Annotated in this window: 17 protein-coding genes and 1 pseudogene; 10 read left to right on the top strand and 8 right to left on the bottom strand. The window is 49.6% G+C overall.

Annotation, left to right across the window (positions count from 1 at the left end):
• Positions 1-113 precede the first annotated feature (113 nt).
• Both mobB and mobA read right to left on the bottom strand, forming a co-directional pair.
• Positions 114-641 carry a molybdopterin-guanine dinucleotide biosynthesis protein MobB gene (mobB, locus tag FEK46_RS02720; protein ID WP_135410567.1) on the bottom strand — a complete coding sequence of 176 codons (528 nt, stop codon included), beginning with the start codon at positions 639-641 and terminating at the stop codon, positions 114-116.
• The gene (mobA, locus tag FEK46_RS02715) at positions 623-1,207 is read right to left on the bottom strand and encodes a molybdenum cofactor guanylyltransferase MobA (RefSeq protein WP_130209952.1); all 585 of its coding nucleotides are present in this window, start codon (positions 1,205-1,207) and stop codon (positions 623-625) included. The genes mobB and mobA overlap by 19 nt, the downstream gene beginning before the upstream one ends.
• Before the next feature lie 69 nt (positions 1,208-1,276).
• Between mobA and FEK46_RS02710 the strand changes: the two genes are divergently transcribed.
• The 4 genes from FEK46_RS02710 to FEK46_RS02695 all read left to right on the top strand — a co-directional run bounded on the left by FEK46_RS02710 (position 1,277) and on the right by FEK46_RS02695 (position 4,837).
• A complete protein-coding gene (locus FEK46_RS02710) occupies positions 1,277-1,546 on the top strand; it encodes a YihD family protein (protein WP_001295263.1) in 270 nt (89 codons plus the stop codon).
• A gap of 76 nt (positions 1,547-1,622) precedes the next feature.
• Complete coding sequence (gene srkA / locus FEK46_RS02705; protein ID WP_130260082.1) at positions 1,623-2,609, top strand: stress response kinase SrkA; 987 nt, start codon at positions 1,623-1,625, stop codon at positions 2,607-2,609.
• A 16-nt stretch (positions 2,610-2,625) separates the two neighbouring features.
• Complete coding sequence (dsbA, locus tag FEK46_RS02700) at positions 2,626-3,252, top strand: thiol:disulfide interchange protein DsbA (RefSeq protein ID WP_064527999.1); 627 nt, start codon at positions 2,626-2,628, stop codon at positions 3,250-3,252.
• 154 nt (positions 3,253-3,406) lie between these two features.
• Positions 3,407-4,837, top strand: a complete 1,431-nt coding sequence (locus FEK46_RS02695) for a DUF945 family protein (RefSeq protein WP_135559159.1) — start codon at positions 3,407-3,409, stop codon at positions 4,835-4,837.
• 40 nt (positions 4,838-4,877) lie between these two features.
• Here FEK46_RS02695 and FEK46_RS02690 read toward each other — a convergent pair whose 3' ends face one another.
• On the bottom strand, positions 4,878-5,810 hold the full coding sequence (locus FEK46_RS02690) for an acyltransferase (protein WP_130209960.1): 933 nt from the start codon (positions 5,808-5,810) through the stop codon (positions 4,878-4,880).
• A 363-nt stretch (positions 5,811-6,173) separates the two neighbouring features.
• Here FEK46_RS02690 and polA point away from each other — a divergent pair, with 363 nt between their 5' ends.
• Entirely contained in the window at positions 6,174-8,960 is a 2,787-nt protein-coding gene (gene polA, locus FEK46_RS02680) for a DNA polymerase I (protein ID WP_135559160.1), read from the top strand.
• A 390-nt stretch (positions 8,961-9,350) separates the two neighbouring features.
• Here polA and yihA read toward each other — a convergent pair whose 3' ends face one another.
• Positions 9,351-9,983: a ribosome biogenesis GTP-binding protein YihA/YsxC gene (gene yihA / locus FEK46_RS02675; protein WP_130209968.1), complete on the bottom strand. Its 633-nt coding sequence runs from the start codon at positions 9,981-9,983 to the stop codon at positions 9,351-9,353.
• A gap of 296 nt (positions 9,984-10,279) precedes the next feature.
• On the opposite strand from yihA, the pseudogene FEK46_RS02670 reads away from it, so the two are divergent.
• The 3 genes and pseudogenes from FEK46_RS02670 to hemN all read left to right on the top strand — a co-directional run bounded on the left by FEK46_RS02670 (position 10,280) and on the right by hemN (position 12,636).
• Positions 10,280-10,446, top strand: a pseudogene (locus FEK46_RS02670) (hypothetical protein).
• 118 nt (positions 10,447-10,564) lie between these two features.
• Positions 10,565-11,074, top strand: coding sequence for a Der GTPase-activating protein YihI (gene yihI, locus FEK46_RS02660; protein WP_130209972.1), 510 nt, complete (start codon positions 10,565-10,567; stop codon positions 11,072-11,074).
• A 188-nt stretch (positions 11,075-11,262) separates the two neighbouring features.
• Positions 11,263-12,636, top strand: coding sequence for an oxygen-independent coproporphyrinogen III oxidase (hemN, locus tag FEK46_RS02655; RefSeq protein WP_130209974.1), 1,374 nt, complete (start codon positions 11,263-11,265; stop codon positions 12,634-12,636).
• Positions 12,637-12,825: 189 nt separating this feature from the next.
• Here the strand turns inward: hemN and FEK46_RS02650 are convergent, their stop codons facing one another.
• The 4 genes from FEK46_RS02650 to glnA form a co-directional block, all read right to left on the bottom strand.
• A complete protein-coding gene (locus tag FEK46_RS02650; RefSeq protein WP_064527982.1) occupies positions 12,826-12,936 on the bottom strand; it encodes a YshB family small membrane protein in 111 nt (36 codons plus the stop codon).
• Between the two features lie 113 nt (positions 12,937-13,049).
• Positions 13,050-14,459 (bottom strand): nitrogen regulation protein NR(I), encoded by a 1,410-nt coding sequence (gene glnG, locus FEK46_RS02645; RefSeq protein WP_088563506.1) that lies wholly within the window; start codon positions 14,457-14,459, stop codon positions 13,050-13,052.
• A gap of 11 nt (positions 14,460-14,470) precedes the next feature.
• Complete coding sequence (gene glnL / locus FEK46_RS02640; RefSeq protein ID WP_000190577.1) at positions 14,471-15,520, bottom strand: nitrogen regulation protein NR(II); 1,050 nt, start codon at positions 15,518-15,520, stop codon at positions 14,471-14,473.
• Positions 15,521-15,806: 286 nt separating this feature from the next.
• Positions 15,807-17,216, bottom strand: a complete 1,410-nt coding sequence (gene glnA / locus FEK46_RS02630) for a glutamate--ammonia ligase (protein ID WP_001271717.1) — start codon at positions 17,214-17,216, stop codon at positions 15,807-15,809.
• Positions 17,217-17,588: 372 nt separating this feature from the next.
• Between glnA and typA the strand changes: the two genes are divergently transcribed.
• Together typA and FEK46_RS02620 are read left to right on the top strand one after the other, a co-directional pair.
• Entirely contained in the window at positions 17,589-19,412 is a 1,824-nt protein-coding gene (typA, locus tag FEK46_RS02625) for a ribosome-dependent GTPase TypA (RefSeq protein WP_001514692.1), read from the top strand.
• A gap of 216 nt (positions 19,413-19,628) precedes the next feature.
• Positions 19,629-20,339 carry a GntR family transcriptional regulator gene (locus tag FEK46_RS02620; protein ID WP_130209978.1) on the top strand — a complete coding sequence of 237 codons (711 nt, stop codon included), beginning with the start codon at positions 19,629-19,631 and terminating at the stop codon, positions 20,337-20,339.
• Position 20,340: the final 1 nt, after the last annotated feature.

Genomic DNA, 20,340 nt, shown 5'->3' with positions numbered 1-20,340 from the left:
AACTGCCAGGCATCAAATAAAGCGAAAGGCCATCCGTCAGGATGGCCTTTTTGCGTTGATGCAGAAAAAATGCCGGATGCGACGCTGGCGCGTCTTCTCCAGCCTACTCTTGCTTATCCGGCCTGCTTTTGCATCCACTCCACCACAAAATCAGCCAGCCCCTCAATATCATTAATATCCAGTAACGCGACATCAAGATTAAGCGGCACATCACTGGCTACAGCAATAACATGTCTGTCTATCACTAATTCTTCTGGTCGATGTCCGGCACCATCGCGAAACAGCACAATCTTCGCGATCTCTTCATGCTTGAACCCTTCAACCAGAATCAGATCCAGCTTTGAGGTATCCATGCGACTTGCAAGAAAATTCAGATCCAACGCTTCTTCGTCTGGCGTCTCCGTTATTAGCGCCCAACGCTGCTGGCTGGCAACGATGGTTTGCGCCGCGCCAGCCTTGCGCAGCTCATAGCTATCTTTGCCCGGTTTATCGACATCCATATCATGATGCGTATGTTTAATCAGCCCCGGGCGGATCCCTCTGGCGCATAATACCGGGATAAGTTTTTTCAACAGCGTCGTTTTTCCGGTGCCGCTCCACGCGGCAAAGGCGAGTAGCGGTATCATTGTTTTTCCTGCCATCGGGCAAGCTCCTCTGGCGTATTCACGTTCACAAATGCTTCTTTACGGTCGCTAAAATCAACCGCGTGACCGCCAGCAAGATTCATAAATGCCATTACCCGGCGTTCTCCTGCTTGCAGATATTCCTGCAGCAACGGCTCAATAGCGCGATTTACCAGAGCAATAGTTGGATGATCGCGTTCACCGTCATGGACCCACACAACAGGTGCATCTTTGCGCTGATGATTAAGCCGGGAGACTAAATCCTGGGGAATATAAGGCGTATCGCACGGACAAAACAGAAACCACTCACCTGCTTCCTGCTGCATTACCGAAAGCATTCCCGCCAGCGGGCCAGGATAATCCGCCAGTGAATCCGCTATTACTTTCAGACCACTTGCCTGATAGATTTCCTGATGACGATTGGCATTAACCACGACGTGAGACAGCTGCGTCATAAGCGCGTCAGCGACATGTTGCCATAATGGTTTGCCGTTTAATTCAAGCAATCCTTTATCTACGCCGCCCATTCGTCTGGCTTTACCGCCCGCCAGTATAACGCCTGTTATCGTCGTCATCAGATTCACCGATATCGCCTCTTTTATTGTGGGATTGACCCTGCTAACGTGTCTGTCTCAAGAGTAAGGAGCATTACTATGAAATGTAAACGTCTGAATGAAGTTATTGAACTCCTCCAGCCAGCCTGGCAAAAAGAGCCAGACCTTAACCTGCTGCAATTTTTGCAGAAACTGGCGAAAGAGTCAGGTTTTGACGGCGAACTGGCGGATTTGACGGATGACATTCTGATCTATCACCTGAAAATGCGCGATTCCGCGAAAGATGCGGTGATCCCAGGGCTGCAGAAAGATTATGAAGAAGATTTCAAAACGGCGCTATTACGTGCGCGTGGCGTAATTAAAGAGTAAAAGCTTGTAAGCGCTACCAACAAAATCATTGTGAAATGATATCCTTCATCATTCGTAATGTTTTCCGGATGATGGGATGAACAACAGCGCTTTTACTTTCCAGACACTACACCCGGATACCATCATGGACGCTCTGTTTGAGCAAGGGATCCGGGTGGATTCCGGTCTTACCCCGCTTAACAGCTATGAAAACCGTGTCTATCAATTTCAGGACGAAGATCGTCGGCGTTTTGTCGTCAAATTTTATCGCCCTGAACGTTGGACAGCAGATCAAATCCTCGAAGAGCATCAATTTGCGCTGCAACTGGTAAACGACGAAGTTCCTGTCGCGGCCCCTTTGGCTTTTAACGGCCAGACCTTATTGATTCATCAGGGATTTTATTTCGCCGTTTTCCCAAGCGTCGGTGGTCGTCAGTTCGAAGCCGATAATATTGATCAGATGGAAGCGGTTGGGCGCTATTTAGGGCGCATGCACCAGACGGGGCGCAAACAGCTTTTTATCCATCGCCCGACCATCGGTCTGAATGAATATCTCATTGAACCACGCAAGCTGTTTGAAAATGCTACGCTGATACCTTCTGGGCTGAAAGCGGCCTTCCTTAAGGCAACGGATGAGCTTATTACCGCCGTTACAGCACACTGGCGGGAGGACTTCACCGTTCTGCGATTACATGGTGACTGCCATGCCGGAAATATTCTCTGGCGCGATGGTCCAATGTTTGTCGATCTGGATGATGCGCGTAATGGCCCTGCAATTCAGGACCTGTGGATGTTGCTGAATGGCGATAAAGCTGAGCAGCGGATGCAGTTAGAAACTATTATTGAAGCTTATGAAGAATTTAGCGAGTTCGACACCGCTGAAATCGGACTGATTGAACCTTTACGCGCCATGCGTTTGGTTTATTATCTTGCCTGGCTAATGCGGCGTTGGGCTGATCCCGCGTTCCCGAAAAATTTCCCGTGGTTAACCGGGGAAGATTACTGGCTGCGACAGACGGCGACTTTTATAGAACAGGCAAAAGTTCTACAAGAACCCCCTTTGCAATTAACACCTATGTATTAATCGGAGAGAGTAGATCATGAAAAAAATTTGGCTGGCGCTGGCTGGTTTGGTTTTAGCGTTTAGCGCATCGGCGGCGCAGTATGAAGATGGTAAACAATACACCACGCTGGAAAAGCCGGTTGCTGGCGCGCCGCAAGTGCTGGAGTTTTTCTCTTTCTTCTGCCCACACTGCTATCAGTTTGAAGAAGTTCTGCATATTTCTGAGAATGTGAAGAAAAAACTGCCGGAAGGTGTGAAGATGACTAAATACCACGTCAACTTCATGGGCGGGGAGCTGGGGCAATCTCTGACACAAGCGTGGGCTGTGGCGATGGCGCTGGGCGTAGAAGATAAAGTGACTGTACCACTGTTTGAAGGCGTACAGAAAACACAGACCATTCGCTCTACGGCCGACATTCGTGATGTCTTCATCAACGCAGGTATTAAAGGCGAAGAGTATGATGCAGCATGGAACAGCTTTGTTGTTAAATCTCTGGTCGCACAGCAAGAAAAAGCGGCTGCAGATGTACAATTGCGTGGCGTTCCAGCGATGTTTGTTAACGGTAAATATCAGCTGAATCCGCAGGGTATGGATACCAGCAATATGGATGTTTTTGTTCAGCAGTATGCCGATACAGTAAAATATCTGTCTGAGAAAAAATAATTTATTGTAACTTACATAAAGCCCGTGAATATTCACGGGCTTTTTTATTGTTTAATCAATATAAATACTTTCTGATAATTCACCTCGTTTCTGGACATTTTAATATCAAGCGCGGATATTAAAAGTTTTGCTGTTTTATCAGGGAATAATAGAGATGATACGTAAGTCAGCCACAGGTGTTATTGTTGCATTAGCCATTATCTGGGGCGGTGGAACATGGTATGAAGGGACTCAAATCCAGTCTGGCGTCGAAAAATTTATTAAAGATTTTAACGACAGTAAAAAGAAGGGAGAGCATGCCTATGATATGACCGCCAGCTATAAAAACTTTGACAAAGGTTTTTTTAGCTCTCATTTTCAAATGCTTATTACCTTTGATAAAGGTGCGCCAGATCTCAATATCAAGCCAGGACAAGGTATTGCATTTGATGTGGATGTCGATCATGGCCCCTTGCCCCTATCAATGTTAAAAAGTGGCAATATCTTACCTGCTATGGCGGCAGCAAAAGTTAAATTAGTCAATAATGAACTGACACAACCGCTATTTATTGCCGCAAAAGATAGAGCGCCCGTCGAAGCAACATTGCGATTCGCCTTTGGCGGTTCTTTCTCTACAACTCTGGACGTTGCCCCAGCAGAGTATGGAAAACTCTCCTTTGGTGAAGGTCAGTTTACTTTTAATGGTGATGACAGTTCATTGTCTAATCTCGATGTTGAAGGCAAAGTCGAAGATATTGTTCTGGAATTATCGCCAATGAATAAAGTCACGGCGAAAAGTTTTACCATTAATTCTCTGACGCGATTAGAAGAAAAGAAATTTCCGGTTGGTGAAAGCAAGTCGAAATTTAATCAGATTAGCATTGTCAATCACGGTAACGAAGTTGCCAAACTCGACGCTTTCGTCGCGAAAACCACACTAGAGCGCGTAAAAGATAAAGATCATATCAATGTCAATCTGAGTTACGAAATTGATAAGTTAACAAAAGGGAATCAGCAACTCGGTAGCGGTCAATGGTCATTGATTGCTGAATCTATTGATCCCTTAGCAGTTCGCCAGTTTATCATCCAGTACAACATTGCGACGCAGAAGCAACTTGCAGCACACCCTGAGTTAGCAAATGATGAAGATGCACTGGAAGCAATGAATACTGCATTGTTCAAAGAGTATTTAACGTTATTACAAAAAAGTGAGCCGATCATTAAACTACCTGTAAGCTGGAAGAACGCTGCCGGTGAACTAAATGCTAATCTGGATATTAGTATTGCCGAACCAGCCCAATCGTCATCATCCACAAACAAAGATATTAAATCTTTCAATCTGGATATGAATGTACCGATTAATGTCGTCACTGAAATAGCTAAACAGCTTAATTTATCTGAAGGAATGGATGCTGAAAAAGCTCAAAAGCTGGCTGATAAACAAATCGGCGGAATGGCAACATTAGGTAAGATGTTTCAGTTAATCACAATTGACAACAATATCGCCTCGCTGCAACTGCATTATTTGCCAGGCAAAGTTGTTTTTAACGGGCAGGAGATGAGCGAAGAAGAGTTTATGTCTCGTGCCGGACGTTTAGTGCATTAAAATGATAACTCGCCTCTGCTAATACGGAGGCGAGTTATAGCTACTTATCATGATGCTGTGATGACATCAGTGAAGTCAGAAGTCGGTCTTTTTCCTGCCACAGTGTGTTCAGCCACTGCTGAAAATGACGTTTGAAGCTTTTGTCATTGATATAGTCGCCATGCAACTCTTCAGCAATAGGTTGTAAATCCACATGCACGACAATCCGCGTCAGTTTGCCACTTAACATATCGAAGAATGGCTGGCGGTTATTGTCCGGATAACACAGCGTAACATTGAGTAGTTTATCGAATTGTTTACCCAGCACATTCAGCGTCATCGCGATACCGGCGGCTTTGGGAGGCAGGAGATTTTTAAATGTCGAGTGGGTTTGCTGGTGTTTCTGTTCAGTAAAACGGGAGCCTTCAACAAAATTCACAATTGTGGTGGGATGCAGGCGAAACTTTTCGCAAGACCGACGAGTGGTTTCAACATCTTTACCGCGCCGTTCCGGATGACGTATCAAATAAGCGCGGGAATAGCGCTTCATAAACGGCATATCCAGCGCCCAGCACGCCAGGCCCAGGAAAGGCACCCAGGCCAGTTGCTGCTTGAGAAAATATTTGTTCATTGGAATATGCTTACGAAACAACACGCATAGTACAACAATATCAGCCCAACTGCGGTGGTTACAAATAAGCAGATACCAGTTCTTCTTACTTAGCCCTTCCAGTCCGCGAACTTCCCATTGCAGGTGTGGGTTAAGGTGCAGTAATAGCGCTAATCCTTCACACCAGCAATACATCATAAAATCACAAAAAAGCGATACCTTTCGCCAAATCACTGGCACTGGTAACAATAGTTTTACGATCCCGGCAATGATGATCGGGACAGAACAAAAAATGGTGACCAAAATGGTCAATACGATACTCACCAAAAGTGTTATCGCAGCGAGTATTCTCGTCATAATTAAATTATTCAAAAGGTTAGCCATAGACAGTGCGCTAAAGAAGCGCAAGGCGCAGATTTTAGCAGAAAACGGCCCAAATAACGGATGATCCTTAAAGAGAAAAATAATTCATATCTATCCACATTAGAAAAAATCCCTATTACTCAATCACCAGCAATGCTTTTATTTTTAACTTTATGAAAAACAACAACAAACCTAATGCTGTAACAAGCATGATAATAAATTAAAAGTGATGTAAATAATTTATACACAAAGTTATCCACATGACGATTTGCGAGCGATCCACAAGATCTACAAAAGATTTTCACGAAAAGCGGTGAAAAACTCATGTTTTCATCCTGTCTGTGGCATCCTTTACCCATAATCTGATAAACAGGCACGGACATTATGGTTCAGATCCCCCAAAACCCACTTATCCTTGTAGATGGTTCATCTTATCTTTATCGCGCATATCACGCGTTTCCGCCGCTGACTAACAGCGCAGGCGAGCCAACCGGTGCGATGTACGGTGTCCTCAACATGCTGCGTAGTCTGATCATGCAATACCAACCGACGCATGCAGCGGTGGTCTTTGACGCCAAGGGAAAAACCTTTCGTGATGAACTGTTTGAACATTACAAATCACATCGCCCGCCAATGCCGGACGATTTGCGCGCGCAGATCGAACCCCTGCACACAATGGTAAAAGCGATGGGGCTGCCTCTGCTGGCCGTTTCTGGCGTAGAAGCAGACGACGTTATCGGTACTCTGGCGCGCGAAGCAGAAAAAGCTGGGCGTCCGGTATTGATCAGCACCGGTGATAAAGATATGGCGCAGCTGGTGACGCCAAATATTACGCTTATCAATACCATGACGAATACCATCCTCGGCCCGGAAGAGGTGGTGAATAAGTACGGCGTACCGCCAGAACTGATCATCGACTTCCTCGCGCTGATGGGCGACTCCTCTGATAACATTCCTGGCGTACCGGGCGTCGGCGAAAAAACCGCACAGGCACTGCTACAAGGTCTTGGCGGCCTGGATACGCTGTATGCCGAGCCGGAAAAAATTGCTGGATTGAGCTTCCGCGGCGCGAAAACAATGGCGGCGAAGCTTGAGCAAAATAAAGAGGTGGCCTATCTCTCTTACCAGCTGGCGACGATTAAAACCGACGTTGAACTGGAACTGACCTGCGAACAACTGGAAGTACAACAACCGGCGGCTGAAGAGTTGTTGGGGCTGTTCAAAAAGTATGAGTTCAAGCGTTGGACTGCTGATGTCGAAGCGGGCAAATGGTTACAGGCCAAAGGGGCAAAACCAGCCGCGAAGCCGCAGGAAACCATTGTTGTCGACGAAACACCCGAAGTGACTGCAACAGCGATTTCTTACGATAACTACGTCACTATTCTGGACGAAGAAACTCTAAAAGCATGGATTACGAAGCTGGAAAAAGCGCCTGTATTTGCGTTTGATACCGAAACCGACAGCCTCGATAACATCTCCGCCAACCTGGTAGGGCTTTCTTTTGCTATCGAACCTGGCGTAGCGGCCTATATTCCGGTTGCTCATGATTATCTTGATGCGCCCGATCAGATCTCCCGCGAGCGCGCACTCGAGCTGCTAAAACCGCTGCTGGAAGATGAAAAGGTGCTGAAGGTCGGGCAAAACCTGAAATACGATCGCGGCATTCTGGCGAATTACGGTATTGAGCTGCGGGGGATTGCGTTTGATACTATGCTCGAGTCCTACATTCTCAACAGCGTTGCCGGTCGCCACGATATGGACAGCCTCGCGGAACGTTGGTTGAAGCACAAAACCATCACTTTTGAAGAGATTGCTGGTAAAGGCAAAAATCAACTGACCTTTAACCAGATTGCCCTGGAAGAGGCCGGACGTTACGCCGCTGAAGATGCAGATGTCACCTTGCAGCTGCATCTGAAAATGTGGCCGGATCTGCAAAAACACAAAGGGCCACTGAACGTCTTCGAAAACATCGAAATGCCGCTGGTGCCGGTGCTTTCACGCATCGAACGCAACGGTGTGAAGATCGACCCGAAAGTTCTGCACAATCATTCTGAAGAGCTCACCTTGCGTCTGGCTGAGCTGGAAAAGAAAGCGCATGAAATTGCAGGTGAAGAATTTAACCTTTCTTCCACCAAGCAACTGCAAACTATTCTTTTTGAAAAACAGGGTATTAAGCCGCTGAAGAAAACGCCGGGTGGTGCGCCTTCAACGTCAGAAGAGGTACTGGAAGAGCTGGCGCTGGACTACCCGCTGCCAAAAGTGATTCTGGAGTACCGTGGCCTGGCGAAGCTGAAATCGACCTACACCGACAAGCTGCCGCTGATGATCAACCCGAAAACCGGGCGCGTGCATACTTCCTATCACCAGGCAGTAACTGCGACGGGGCGTTTATCCTCAACCGATCCTAACCTGCAAAACATTCCGGTGCGTAACGAAGAAGGCCGCCGTATCCGCCAGGCGTTTATTGCGCCGCAGGATTATGTGATTGTCTCGGCGGACTACTCGCAGATTGAACTGCGCATCATGGCGCATCTTTCACGAGACAAAGGCTTGCTGACCGCATTTGCAGAAGGAAAAGATATCCACCGGGCAACGGCGGCAGAAGTGTTTGGTTTGCCACTGGAAACCGTCACCAGCGAACAACGCCGTAGCGCGAAAGCGATCAACTTTGGTCTGATTTATGGCATGAGTGCTTTTGGTCTGGCACGGCAATTGAACATTCCACGTAAAGAAGCACAGAAGTACATGGACCTTTACTTCGAACGTTACCCAGGCGTACTGGAGTATATGGAACGCACTCGTGCTCAGGCGAAAGAGCAGGGATACGTTGAAACCCTGGACGGACGTCGCCTCTATCTGCCGGATATCAAATCCAGCAACGGTGCGCGTCGTGCCGCGGCTGAACGTGCAGCCATTAACGCACCAATGCAGGGAACCGCTGCGGATATCATCAAACGGGCGATGATTGCCGTTGATGCCTGGCTACAGGAAGAGCAACCGCGCGTGCGCATGATCATGCAGGTACACGATGAACTGGTGTTTGAAGTTCATAAAGATGATGTCGATGCGGTAGCGAAGAAGATCCATCAGTTGATGGAAAACTGTACCCGCCTGGATGTGCCTTTGCTGGTGGAAGTGGGTAGTGGCGAAAACTGGGATCAGGCGCACTAAGATTTGCCTTAACAAGCCTTTTTTTCGTAACTAAGCAACATAACCAGCCACGATTTGTGATGGGTATTAGAAATTCCTATGCAACAACTGAAAAAAAATTACAAAAAGTGCTTTCTGAACTGAACAAAAAAGAGTAAAGTTAGTCGCGTAGGGTACAGAGGTAAGATGTTCTATCTTTCAGACCTTTTACTTCACGTAATCGGATTTGGCTGAATTTTTTAGCCGCCCCAGTCAGTAATGACTGGGGCGTTTTTTATTGTGCGAAAGAAAAGATCCGTATTGCCGGATACATTGTGCTTAACAGGCCTACGGTAGAAAATAGCTCATTGAATTTGCATGATTTTATGTGCCAGATACGCGATATCCGGCACATGCATAAGGGCTAGAAAATTATTCGCCGTCCTGCGTTTCTTCTACAGGCTGCATCTCGCTGAACCAGGTATCCAGTTTCTGGCGAAGCTTATCCACGCCTTGCTTCTTCAGAGAAGAGAATGTCTCTACCTGCACATCACCGTTAAACGCCAGCACTGCTTCACGCACCATATTCAATTGCGCTTTACGTGCACCGCTCGCCAGTTTGTCCGCTTTGGTCAGCAACACCAGTACGGCGATATTGCTGTCCACCGCCCACTCAATCATCTGCTGGTCGAGATCTTTCAGCGGATGGCGAATATCCATCAGCACGACCAGGCCTTGTAGACTCTGACGTTTTTCGAGGTACTCACCGAGCGCGCGCTGCCATTTGCGCTTCATCTCTTCAGGAACTTCCGCGTAGCCATAGCCAGGCAAGTCGACCAGACGTTTGCCCTCAGCCACTTCAAACAGGTTGATAAGCTGGGTACGTCCTGGTGTTTTCGAGGTACGCGCCAGGCTTTTCTGGTTAGTCAGCGTGTTCAGCGCGCTGGATTTACCTGCGTTGGAACGGCCTGCAAAAGCCACTTCGATCCCGGTATCGGAAGGTAAGTGGCGAATATCAGGCGCACTCATCACAAAATGCGTCTGTTGATAATTCAAATTAGTCAAAGCGGTCGTCTCCGTCAGTCAAAGCTTTGTGGCGATTATACCTGAACCACAATAAAAGACGGATTTTTCGGCGTGAACGGTGTAAGTAAATACCATGTACTTTGTGAGACATTGCCGATTGTTTTTATGCGAAATCGAAGAGAAATTTCTGCGACACATGTCAAATAGGCTAAATAAATCATGTGATTAGTTTTATACAATAATCTGAAAATGAGTAAATACTGATGATAGTTTATTGTTTGTTTAACACAGAAGCGTAAAGTAGCACCCATAGAGCGAGGACGCTAACAGGAACAATGACTCAGGATGAGGGTCAGGAGCGCCAGGAGGCGAAGACAGAGGATTGTCAGGAAGACAAACGTCCGGAGACGTCACTAAAGGGAAATGGAATCAACACGGAATGTTCCGGCTAATGGAAAAACAGGGTGTGTTGGCGGCCTGCAAGGATTGTAAGACCCGTTAAGGGTTGTGAGTCAGGAAAAAAGGCGACAGAGTAATCTGTCGCCTTTTTTCTTTGCTTGCTTTCTGTTAGATTCCGCCGCAAATCTATACTAAATAAAACGGCTAAAAGACGAATTGATATGAAACCATCATCTTCAAACTCACGCAGCAAAGGTCATGCAAAAGCGCGTCGTAAAACCCGCGAAGAGCTGAATCAGGAAGCTCGTGATCGCAAGCGCCAGAAAAAACGCCGTGGTCATGCACCAGGCAGCCGCGCAGCGGGCGGTAGCGCTACTTCGGGTAGCAAGGGCCAGAATGCACCGAAAGATCCACGTATTGGCAGTAAAACCCCTATTCCATTGGGCGTGACTGAAAAAGTCACCAAACAGCACAAACCGAAGAGTGAGAAACCTATGCTTTCACCGCAGGCGGAGTTGGAGTTACTGGAGACAGATGAGCGTCTGGATGCGCTGCTGGAACGTCTGGAAGCAGGCGAAACCCTGAGTGCCGAAGAGCAATCCTGGGTAGATGCCAAGCTGGATCGTATTGATGAGCTGATGCAGAAACTTGGCCTCTCTTATGACGACGACGAAGAAGAGGAAGAAGACGAGAAGCAAGAAGACATGATGCGTCTGCTGCGGGGCAACTAACGGATTGCCTGCGTGGGCCTTCCCGTTCTGCTGATAACCCTTCCGGTTATATGTTATCTGGTGTGGTTATTCGTTAAACTACAGCGGTTGTCGCGGCGACAAAAGTGGCTGCGCAACCGGCTGATGACCCGAAACGGGCATCCGCCGGTACGCCGTAGCCGCCAGAGACGCCATCGGAAGGAGTGAGCATGTCTGTACAGCAAATCGACTGGGACCTGGCCCTGATCCAGAAATATAACTATTCCGGGCCACGATACACCTCGTACCCGACCGCGCTGGAGTTTTCAGAAGACTTCGGCGAACAGGCGTTTTTACAAGCCGTGGCGCGCTACCCTGAGCGTCCCTTATCTCTCTACGTACATATTCCGTTCTGCCACAAACTTTGCTACTTCTGCGGTTGCAACAAGATTGTGACTCGTCAGCAGCACAAGGCCGACCAGTATCTGGACGTGCTTGAGCAAGAAATCGTCCATCGTGCACCGCTTTTTGCCGGGCGCAAGGTGAGCCAGCTGCACTGGGGCGGTGGAACGCCAACATACCTGAATAAAGCGCAAATCAGCCGCCTGATGAAGCTGTTGCGCGAAAACTTCCAGTTCAATGCCGATGCGGAAATCTCGATCGAAGTCGATCCGCGCGAAATCGAACTGGATGTACTCGATCATTTACGCGCGGAAGGCTTTAACCGCCTGAGCATGGGCGTGCAGGACTTCAACAAAGAAGTACAGCGTCTGGTTAACCGCGAGCAGGATGAAGAGTTCATCTTTGCGCTGCTTAACCATGCGCGTGAGATTGGCTTTACCTCCACCAACATTGACCTGATTTACGGCCTGCCGAAACAGACGCCGGAGAGTTTCGCCTTTACCCTGAAACGCGTGGCGGAACTGAACCCTGACCGTCTGAGCGTCTTTAACTACGCGCATCTGCCAACTATTTTTGCCGCCCAGCGCAAAATCAAAGATGCTGACTTGCCGAGTCCGCAGCAAAAACTCGATATTCTGCAGGAAACCATCGCCTTCCTGACACAATCGGGCTATCAGTTTATCGGTATGGATCACTTTGCCCGCCCGGATGACGAGCTGGCGGTGGCCCAACGTGAAGGCGTGCTGCATCGTAACTTCCAGGGCTACACCACCCAGGGCGATACCGATCTGCTTGGGATGGGCGTTTCCGCCATCAGCATGATTGGTGACTGCTACGCGCAGAACCAGAAAGAGTTGAAGCAGTACTATCAGCAAGTGGATGAACAAGGCAATGCGCTGTGGCGTGGTATTGCGCTAACGCGCGATGACTGTATTCGCCGCGATGTGATTAAGTCGCTCATCTGCAACTTCCGTCTGGATTACGCCCCCATTGAGCAACAGTGGGATTTGCACTTCGCTGATTACTTTGCGGAAGATCTCAAGCTGCTCGCCCCATTAGCAGAAGACGGGCTGGTGGATGTGGATGAGAAGGGGATTCAGGTGACGGCTAAAGGTCGCTTGCTGATCCGCAACATTTGCATGTGCTTTGATACTTATCTGCGCCAGAAAGCGCGAATGCAGCAGTTCTCACGGGTGATTTAAATAGTGAATGGCGCTTCGTTTACAAAGTAGAAAACGAAAGCGCCATCAATGTGCTGAGAACAAGATTGCCTGATGCGCTACGCTTATCTGGCCTGCAAAACCTGTTGAAATTATTGCTTTTGTAGGCCGAATAAGGCGTTCACGCCGCACCCGGCATGAACAAAGAGCACTTCATCAGCAATCTGAAACTCAGCTAAACAGCCCAATCATTGCGGCACACAGCACAGCAGCAACGGCAGTTTGCGGCGTGTGGCTGTTAACTGCGCCACTTGATAGCAGATTAATTATTGATTCCAGCATAATGACACTCCCCCCGTTTTTCGGGCATGATCATACTGAACTTACCGGAACAGTAAAGCGCAAAATAACAGCAATTTGCGCTCAATAATCAATCTTTACATGGCGAGCCTGAATCACTCCATTCCAAGCTCTTTTAACTTACGCGTCAGGGTGTTACGCCCCCAGCCAAGTAAGCGCGCTGCTTCCTGTTTATGTCCCTGCGTATGTCGCAACGCGGTAGTCAGTAATGTCCGCTCCAACTCTGGTTGCGCTTCAGACAGCAAGTTTTGATGACCGGAACGTAGCGCCCGATCTGCCCACTGTGCTAACAGCGTTGCCCAACTGTCCGGCTGCATTTGTGAAGTGCTTTCCGGTACGGTTGATTCAAACAGTTCGCCAGGCAAATCCTGAATCAACACTTCCTGTCCGGCAGCCATTACCGTTAGCCATCGGCAGGTGTTTTCCAGCTGGCGCACGTTGCCTGGCCACGCCAGACGCGTCAGAGCGGCTTCAGTTTCCGGATGCAGCAACTTTGCTTCTACGCCCAGCTCGCGAGCGGCAACTTGTAAAAAATGGCGTGCCAGACGGGGAATATCTTCCCGACGCTCACGCAGCGGCGGCAGATGAACACGGATAACGTTCAGGCGGTGGAACAAATCCTCACGGAACTTGCCTTCCTGCACCCGCTGTTCGAGATTCTGGTGAGTGGCAGCGATAATCCGCACATCCACTTTCACCGGCGCATAGCCGCCAACGCGATAAAACTGACCGTCTGCTAGCACGCGCAGCAAACGCGTCTGCACATCCAGCGGCATATCGCCAATTTCATCGAGGAATAATGTGCCGCCATCGGCCTGTTCAAAACGCCCCTGACGAATGGTATTCGCGCCGGTAAACGCGCCTTTTTCGTGACCGAACAGTTCTGATTCGATCAAATCCTTCGGGATAGCCGCCATATTGAGCGCGATAAACGGCGCTTTGGCGCGCGGGCTGTGGCGATGCAGGGCATGAGCGACCAGTTCTTTACCGGTGCCGGATTCGCCGTTGATCAGCACGCTAATCGAAGAACGCGAAAGCCGACCGATAATACGGAACACGTCCTGCATGGCTGGCGCCTCGCCGATGATATCGGTCGTTGGGCCGTTAAGCTGAACATTACGCGGCTGCTGCTGTTCCTGGTAATGACTGATGGCGCGCTCAACCAGCGCCACGGCTTCGTCGATATCAAACGGTTTAGGCAGATAATCAAACGCCCCTTGTTGATAGGCGCTGACGGCAGCATCCAGATCGGAATGTGCGGTCATAATGATGACCGGAAGCATCGGATGGCGCTGTTTAATCTGCTTGAGCAGCGCCAGCCCGTCCATTCCCGGCATACGGATATCCGACAGCAGCACATCCGGCGTTTTGCTCGCCAGTGCTTCCAGCACCTCCGCGCCGTTCTCAAACGTCGTACAGGTTAAACCTGCCCCAGCGAGCGCACGTTCAAGCACCCAACGGATGGAACTATCGTCATCGACTACCCAGACTATCCCTCGTTGCATAAACGTCACCTTTATTTCCTGATAGGCAGGTAAACCGAGAACTCGGTATGACCTGGCCAACTGGTAAATTCAATTTTGCCTGAATGCTGATCAATCAAATTACGGGCGATGGATAAGCCAAGCCCGGTGCCACCTTCGCGGCCGCTGACCATCGGGTAAAATAGCGTATCCTGCAAATGAGGCGGAATGCCCGGCCCGTTATCTTCCACATCAATTCGCGCCGCCAGCCGATAGCGCTCGCCGTGTAAGGTCAGTTGAAACGCGGTGCGGGTACGCAGAATGATTTCACCGCCTTCCGGCCCCAGCGCCTGTAGCGCATTGCGCACAATATTCAGCAGCACTTGCTCAATTTGATCCGGGTCGTGCGCCAGTTCCGGCAGGCTGGGGTCGTAATCACGAATCAACCGCACGTTGTCGGGCAGTTCCATCGACACTAGCGTCACCACGCGTTCAGCCACTTTGTGAATACTTTCGGTAACGCGCGTACCGGGCAGCTGCGGCCCCAACAGACGGTCGACCAGATTTCGCAGCCGGTCCGCCTGTTCGATAATCACTTTGGTATATTCCAGCAGTGACGGGTCAGGTAATGCTTTGCTGAGCAGCTGTGCCGCGCCACGTAAACCGCCAAGCGGATTTTTAATCTCATGCGCCAGGCCGCGGACTAAATCACGGGCAGCAACCTGCTGGGCGTGCTGTAGCTGTTCCTGACTTAAGCGGCGCTGGTTATCCATCGGTGCCATCTCCAGCAGGATCATGCCGTCTGGCATGCGCTGGGCGGTCACAGAAAGAATATGCGAGCGACCGTCGATGACCAGCGTCACTTCGTTATCGGTAAAACCTTGCCCCGCCTCCAGACTTTCTTGCATCAGCTCGATATTTAATGAGAAGTAGCTCAACAGTTCCGGTAACGGTGTACCAAACAATTTGCGGGAGCTTTGGGCGAGCAGTTGTTGCGCGGCGGGGTTGGCGTAATGGATCGCCAGATTGTCATCAATTAACAAAATACTGTTAATCAGCGAGTTGAGGATCTGCCCAGCATCGGGCTGCGTGCCTGTTGCCATAAAGCAGTCTCCTGAACAGGTTGCACCATTTTAGTGCATTATAGCTTTTTACGGATAAAAAGCGCGAAGCATCACAGAAGTTACGGAGAAAAAAGCCCATGCAGAGATGGGCTACAGATAGCTGACAAACTTCACGTTGAAGAGCGACTTCACCTGCTCCGGCCTACCACATCATCACCGTGTAGGCCGGATAAGACGCATTTGCGTCGCATCCGGCGTGATGTGCTTGCCATCGATCCCAAGCCTGCCAGAGACAGGCGAAAAGTTTCCACGGCAACTAAAACACTTAGACGCTGTAGTACAGCTCAAACTCTACCGGATGCGGAGTCATACGCACGCGGTCATCTTCTTCGCGACGCAGAGCGATGTACGCATCGATCGCTTCATCAGTGAACACGCCACCGGCTTTCAGGAACTCGCGGTCCAGATCCAGTTCGTTCAGTGCTTCTTCCAGAGAGCCTGCAACCTGTGGGATCTCTTTCGCTTCTTCTGGCGGCAGGTCATACAGGTTTTTGTCCATGGCTTCGCCCGGATGGATCTTGTTTTTGATGCCATCAAGACCGGCCATCAGCAGGGCAGCAAAGCACAGGTACGGGTTAGCCGCCGGGTCCGGGAAACGGACTTCGATACGACGTGCTTTCGGAGAAGAAACCACCGGAATACGGATAGACGCAGAACGGTTACGCGCAGAGTAAGCCAGCATGACCGGTGCTTCGTAGCCCGGGACCAGACGCTTATAAGAGTTGGTGGTCGGGTTTGCCAGGGCGTTAATCGCTTTAGCGTGTTTGATTACGCCGCCAATGTAGTACAGCGCCTGTTCAGACAGACCTGCGTATTTGTCGCCCGCGAACAGGTTAACGCCGTTTTTAGACAGCGACATGTGGCAGTGCATACCGGAGCCGTTATCACCGAACATCGGTTTTGGCATAAAGGTCGCGGTTTTACCGAAGCGGTGCGCCACGTTGTGCACGACATATTTGTAGATCTGAATTTCGTCGGCTTTTTTGGTCATAGTATTGAAGCGGGTAGCCACTTCGTTCTGACCAGCAGTCGCTACTTCGTGGTGATGGGCTTCAACCACCAGACCCATCTGTTCCATCACCAGACACATTTCAGAACGGATATCCTGAGCCGAGTCTACCGGAGGCACCGGGAAGTAACCGCCTTTCACTGCCGGACGGTGACCTTTGTTACCACCTTCGTATTGGGTGGAGGAGTTCCATGCGCCTTCGATATCGTCGATAGCAACGTGAGAACCGGAGATAGATGATCCGAAACGGATGTCATCGAACAGGAAGAATTCAGGTTCTGGCCCGAACAGTACGGTGTCGGCAATGCCAGTAGAACGCAGGTAATCTTCAGCGCGCTTCGCGATGGAGCGCGGGTCACGGTCATAGCCTTGCAGGGTGCCAGGTTCAAGGATGTCGCAACGGATAATCAGGGTAGAGTCGGCGAAGAACGGGTCAATCACTGCGGTGGATGCGTCTGGCATCAGCACCATGTCGGATTCGTTAATGCCTTTCCAGCCGCCAATCGAGGAGCCGTCAAACATTTTGCCTTCTTCGAAGAATTCAGCATTCACCTGATGAGCAGGGATAGTGACGTGCTGTTCTTTACCTTTGGTATCGGTGAAGCGCAAATCAACAAACTTCACTTCGTGCTCGTTCAGCATCGTCAGTACGTGTTCAGCGGACATACTTTAACTCTCCTGGATTGGTCATTGTCGTCGTGGTAACGAAATCTGCAATTATTTTGGCCGTGTCGCCGTAAAAAAGATAAAGCGAAATCTGTGCCAACTTTTAAATTGCCCCTAAAAGGCGTTATCATGCTTAACATCGTGCAAAAGGGCTGCACCATGATGTGAATGTTGCACCAATATAGTGCTTCAATGGAAACATTAAGCACCATGTTGGTGCAATGACCTTTGGATAACCCTTTTTATGCTCCGTGAAAGCGATCACAAAGGGACTCTGCAATACTTGTTTGCGGAGGATGTTTGTGATCCTGTTTTGTAGTGCGATTAATCCGTGTACAATAACGCGCTATTTCTAATGCCTGAGGCAAAGTTGTGATCGAAAAATTGCGTAATATCGCCATCATCGCGCACGTCGACCATGGTAAAACCACCCTGGTAGACAAGCTGCTCCAACAATCCGGTACGTTCGACTCTCGTGCCGAAACCCAAGAGCGCGTGATGGACTCCAACGATTTGGAGAAAGAGCGTGGGATTACCATCCTCGCGAAAAACACCGCTATCAAATGGAATGATTACCGTATCAATATCGTTGATACCCCGGGGCACGCCGACTTCGGTGGTGAAGTTGAACGTGTAATGTCCATGGTAGACTCAGTGCTGCTGGTGGTTGACGCATTTGACGGCCCGATGCCGCAAACGCGCTTCGTAACCAAAAAAGCGTTTGCTTACGGCCTGAAGCCGATTGTTGTTATCAACAAAGTTGACCGCCCTGGCGCGCGTCCTGACTGGGTTGTGGATCAGGTATTCGACCTGTTCGTTAACCTCGACGCGACCGACGAGCAGCTGGACTTCCCGATCGTTTACGCTTCTGCGCTGAACGGTATCGCGGGTCTGGACCACGAAGATATGGCGGAAGACATGACCCCGCTGTATCAGGCGATTATTGACCACGTTCCTGCACCGGACGTAGACCTTGACGGTCCGTTCCAGATGCAGATTTCTCAGCTCGATTACAACAGCTATGTTGGTGTTATCGGCATTGGCCGCATCAAGCGCGGTAAAGTGAAGCCGAACCAGCAAGTTACTATCATCGATAGCGAAGGCAAAACCCGCAACGCGAAAGTCGGTAAAGTGCTGGGCCACCTCGGTCTGGAACGTATCGAAACCGATCTGGCGGAAGCTGGCGATATCGTGGCGATCACGGGCCTGGGCGAACTGAACATTTCTGACACCGTTTGCGACACGCAAAATGTTGAAGCGCTGCCGGCACTCTCCGTTGATGAGCCGACCGTTTCTATGTTCTTCTGCGTTAACACCTCGCCGTTCTGCGGTAAAGAAGGTAAGTTCGTAACGTCTCGTCAGATCCTGGACCGTCTGAACAAAGAACTGGTACACAACGTTGCGCTGCGCGTAGAAGAAACCGAAGACGCCGATGCGTTCCGCGTTTCTGGTCGTGGCGAACTGCACCTGTCTGTTCTGATCGAAAACATGCGTCGTGAAGGTTTCGAACTGGCGGTATCCCGTCCGAAAGTTATCTTCCGTGAAATCGACGGCCGTAAACAAGAGCCGTATGAAAACGTGACTCTGGACGTTGAAGAACAGCATCAGGGTTCTGTGATGCAGGCGCTGGGCGAACGTAAAGGCGACCTGAAAAACATGAATCCAGACGGTAAAGGCCGCGTACGTCTCGACTACGTGATCCCTAGCCGTGGCCTGATTGGCTTCCGTTCTGAGTTCATGACCATGACTTCCGGTACAGGTCTGCTGTACTCCACCTTCAGCCACTACGACGACGTTCGTCCGGGTGAAGTAGGTCAGCGTCAGAACGGCGTACTGATCTCTAACGGTCAGGGTAAAGCGGTAGCGTTCGCGCTGTTCGGTCTGCAGGATCGCGGTAAGCTGTTCCTCGGTCACGGTGCAGAAGTTTACGAAGGTCAGATTATCGGTATTCACAGTCGCTCTAACGACCTGACTGTAAACTGCCTGACCGGTAAGAAACTGACCAACATGCGTGCTTCCGGTACTGACGAAGCCGTTGTTCTGGTTCCGCCTATCCGCATGACTCTGGAACAAGCTCTGGAGTTCATCGATGATGACGAACTGGTAGAAGTGACTCCGACCTCTATCCGTATTCGTAAACGTCACCTGACGGAAAACGATCGTCGTCGCGCTAACCGCGCACCGAAAGACGATTAATTTCGCTTTTCAGTCATAAAAAACCTGCCAGCGATGGCAGGTTTTTTTTTGTCTGTCGTGAGCGCTCACCAATGCGAGTATCTCCCTTATAAGTCTGTGGTTACGTCAATAGAGAGCTTTGTCACAATTATCTGCAAAGTCATACGCCGTTAATTGCTTTCTTTTTTGGCGTAAGCGTAAGATGCCTCATCTGGTTTAAACCAAAAGGATTAAACAATGACGGGAAATCAATCCACCGTAGAAAATGCAAAAGAGAAACTGGATCGGTGGTTGAAAGATGGCATCACCACGCCGGGTGGAAAACTCCCTTCAGAAAGAGAGCTGGGAGAGCTGCTGGGCATTAAACGTATGACGCTGCGCCAGGCGTTGCTGAACCTCGAGGCAGAATCCAAAATCTTCCGTAAGGATCGTAAAGGTTGGTTCGTGACTCAGCCGCGATTTAATTACAGCCCGGAGCTGTCGGCGAGCTTTCAGCGGGCCGCTATTGAACAAGGGCGGGAACCTTCCTGGGGATTTACTGAGAAAAAACGTACCCGCGACATTCCTGAAACGCTCATGCCACTGATTGCAGTGACGCCGTCAACCGAACTCTACCGCATTACCGGTTGGGGGGCGCTGGAAGGACATAAAGTTTTCTATCACGAAACGTATATTAATCCTGAAGTTGCCCCAGGTTTTATTGAACAACTTGAAAACCACTCATTTTCTGCAGTCTGGGAAAAGTGCTACCAAAAAGAGACGGTAGTAAAAAAATTGATTTTCAAACCCGTCAGAATGCCGGGCGATATCAGCAAGTATCTTGGCGGTTCTGCGGGTATGCCTGCGATCTTAATTGAAAAGCATCGCGCTGACCAGCAAGGCAATATTGTCCAGATAGATATTGAATATTGGCGATTTGAGGCCGTAGACCTCATCATTAATCTGTAGG

Source organism: Escherichia sp. E4736, assembly GCF_005781225.1.
Classification (GTDB): domain Bacteria; phylum Pseudomonadota; class Gammaproteobacteria; order Enterobacterales; family Enterobacteriaceae; genus Escherichia.
The sequence above is the reverse complement of the archived record's forward strand: the minus strand, read 5'-3'. Positions and strand labels throughout refer to the sequence as shown.

Bases quoted from the DNA above. Each gene is read 5' to 3' on its own strand.
- mobB (WP_135410567.1), bottom strand. From the start codon at position 641: ATGGCAGGAAAAACAATGATACCGCTACTCGCCTTTGCCGCGTGGAGC.
- FEK46_RS02710 (WP_001295263.1), top strand. From the start codon at position 1,277: ATGAAATGTAAACGTCTGAATGAAGTTATTGAACTCCTCCAGCCAGCC.
- srkA (WP_130260082.1), top strand. From the start codon at position 1,623: ATGAACAACAGCGCTTTTACTTTCCAGACACTACACCCGGATACCATC.
- dsbA (WP_064527999.1), top strand. From the start codon at position 2,626: ATGAAAAAAATTTGGCTGGCGCTGGCTGGTTTGGTTTTAGCGTTTAGC.
- FEK46_RS02695 (WP_135559159.1), top strand. From the start codon at position 3,407: ATGATACGTAAGTCAGCCACAGGTGTTATTGTTGCATTAGCCATTATC.
- FEK46_RS02690 (WP_130209960.1), bottom strand. From the start codon at position 5,810: ATGGCTAACCTTTTGAATAATTTAATTATGACGAGAATACTCGCTGCG.
- polA (WP_135559160.1), top strand. From the start codon at position 6,174: ATGGTTCAGATCCCCCAAAACCCACTTATCCTTGTAGATGGTTCATCT.
- yihI (WP_130209972.1), top strand. From the start codon at position 10,565: ATGAAACCATCATCTTCAAACTCACGCAGCAAAGGTCATGCAAAAGCG.
- hemN (WP_130209974.1), top strand. From the start codon at position 11,263: ATGTCTGTACAGCAAATCGACTGGGACCTGGCCCTGATCCAGAAATAT.
- FEK46_RS02650 (WP_064527982.1), bottom strand. From the start codon at position 12,936: ATGCTGGAATCAATAATTAATCTGCTATCAAGTGGCGCAGTTAACAGC.
- glnG (WP_088563506.1), bottom strand. From the start codon at position 14,459: ATGCAACGAGGGATAGTCTGGGTAGTCGATGACGATAGTTCCATCCGT.
- glnL (WP_000190577.1), bottom strand. From the start codon at position 15,520: ATGGCAACAGGCACGCAGCCCGATGCTGGGCAGATCCTCAACTCGCTG.
- glnA (WP_001271717.1), bottom strand. From the start codon at position 17,216: ATGTCCGCTGAACACGTACTGACGATGCTGAACGAGCACGAAGTGAAG.
- FEK46_RS02620 (WP_130209978.1), top strand. From the start codon at position 19,629: ATGACGGGAAATCAATCCACCGTAGAAAATGCAAAAGAGAAACTGGAT.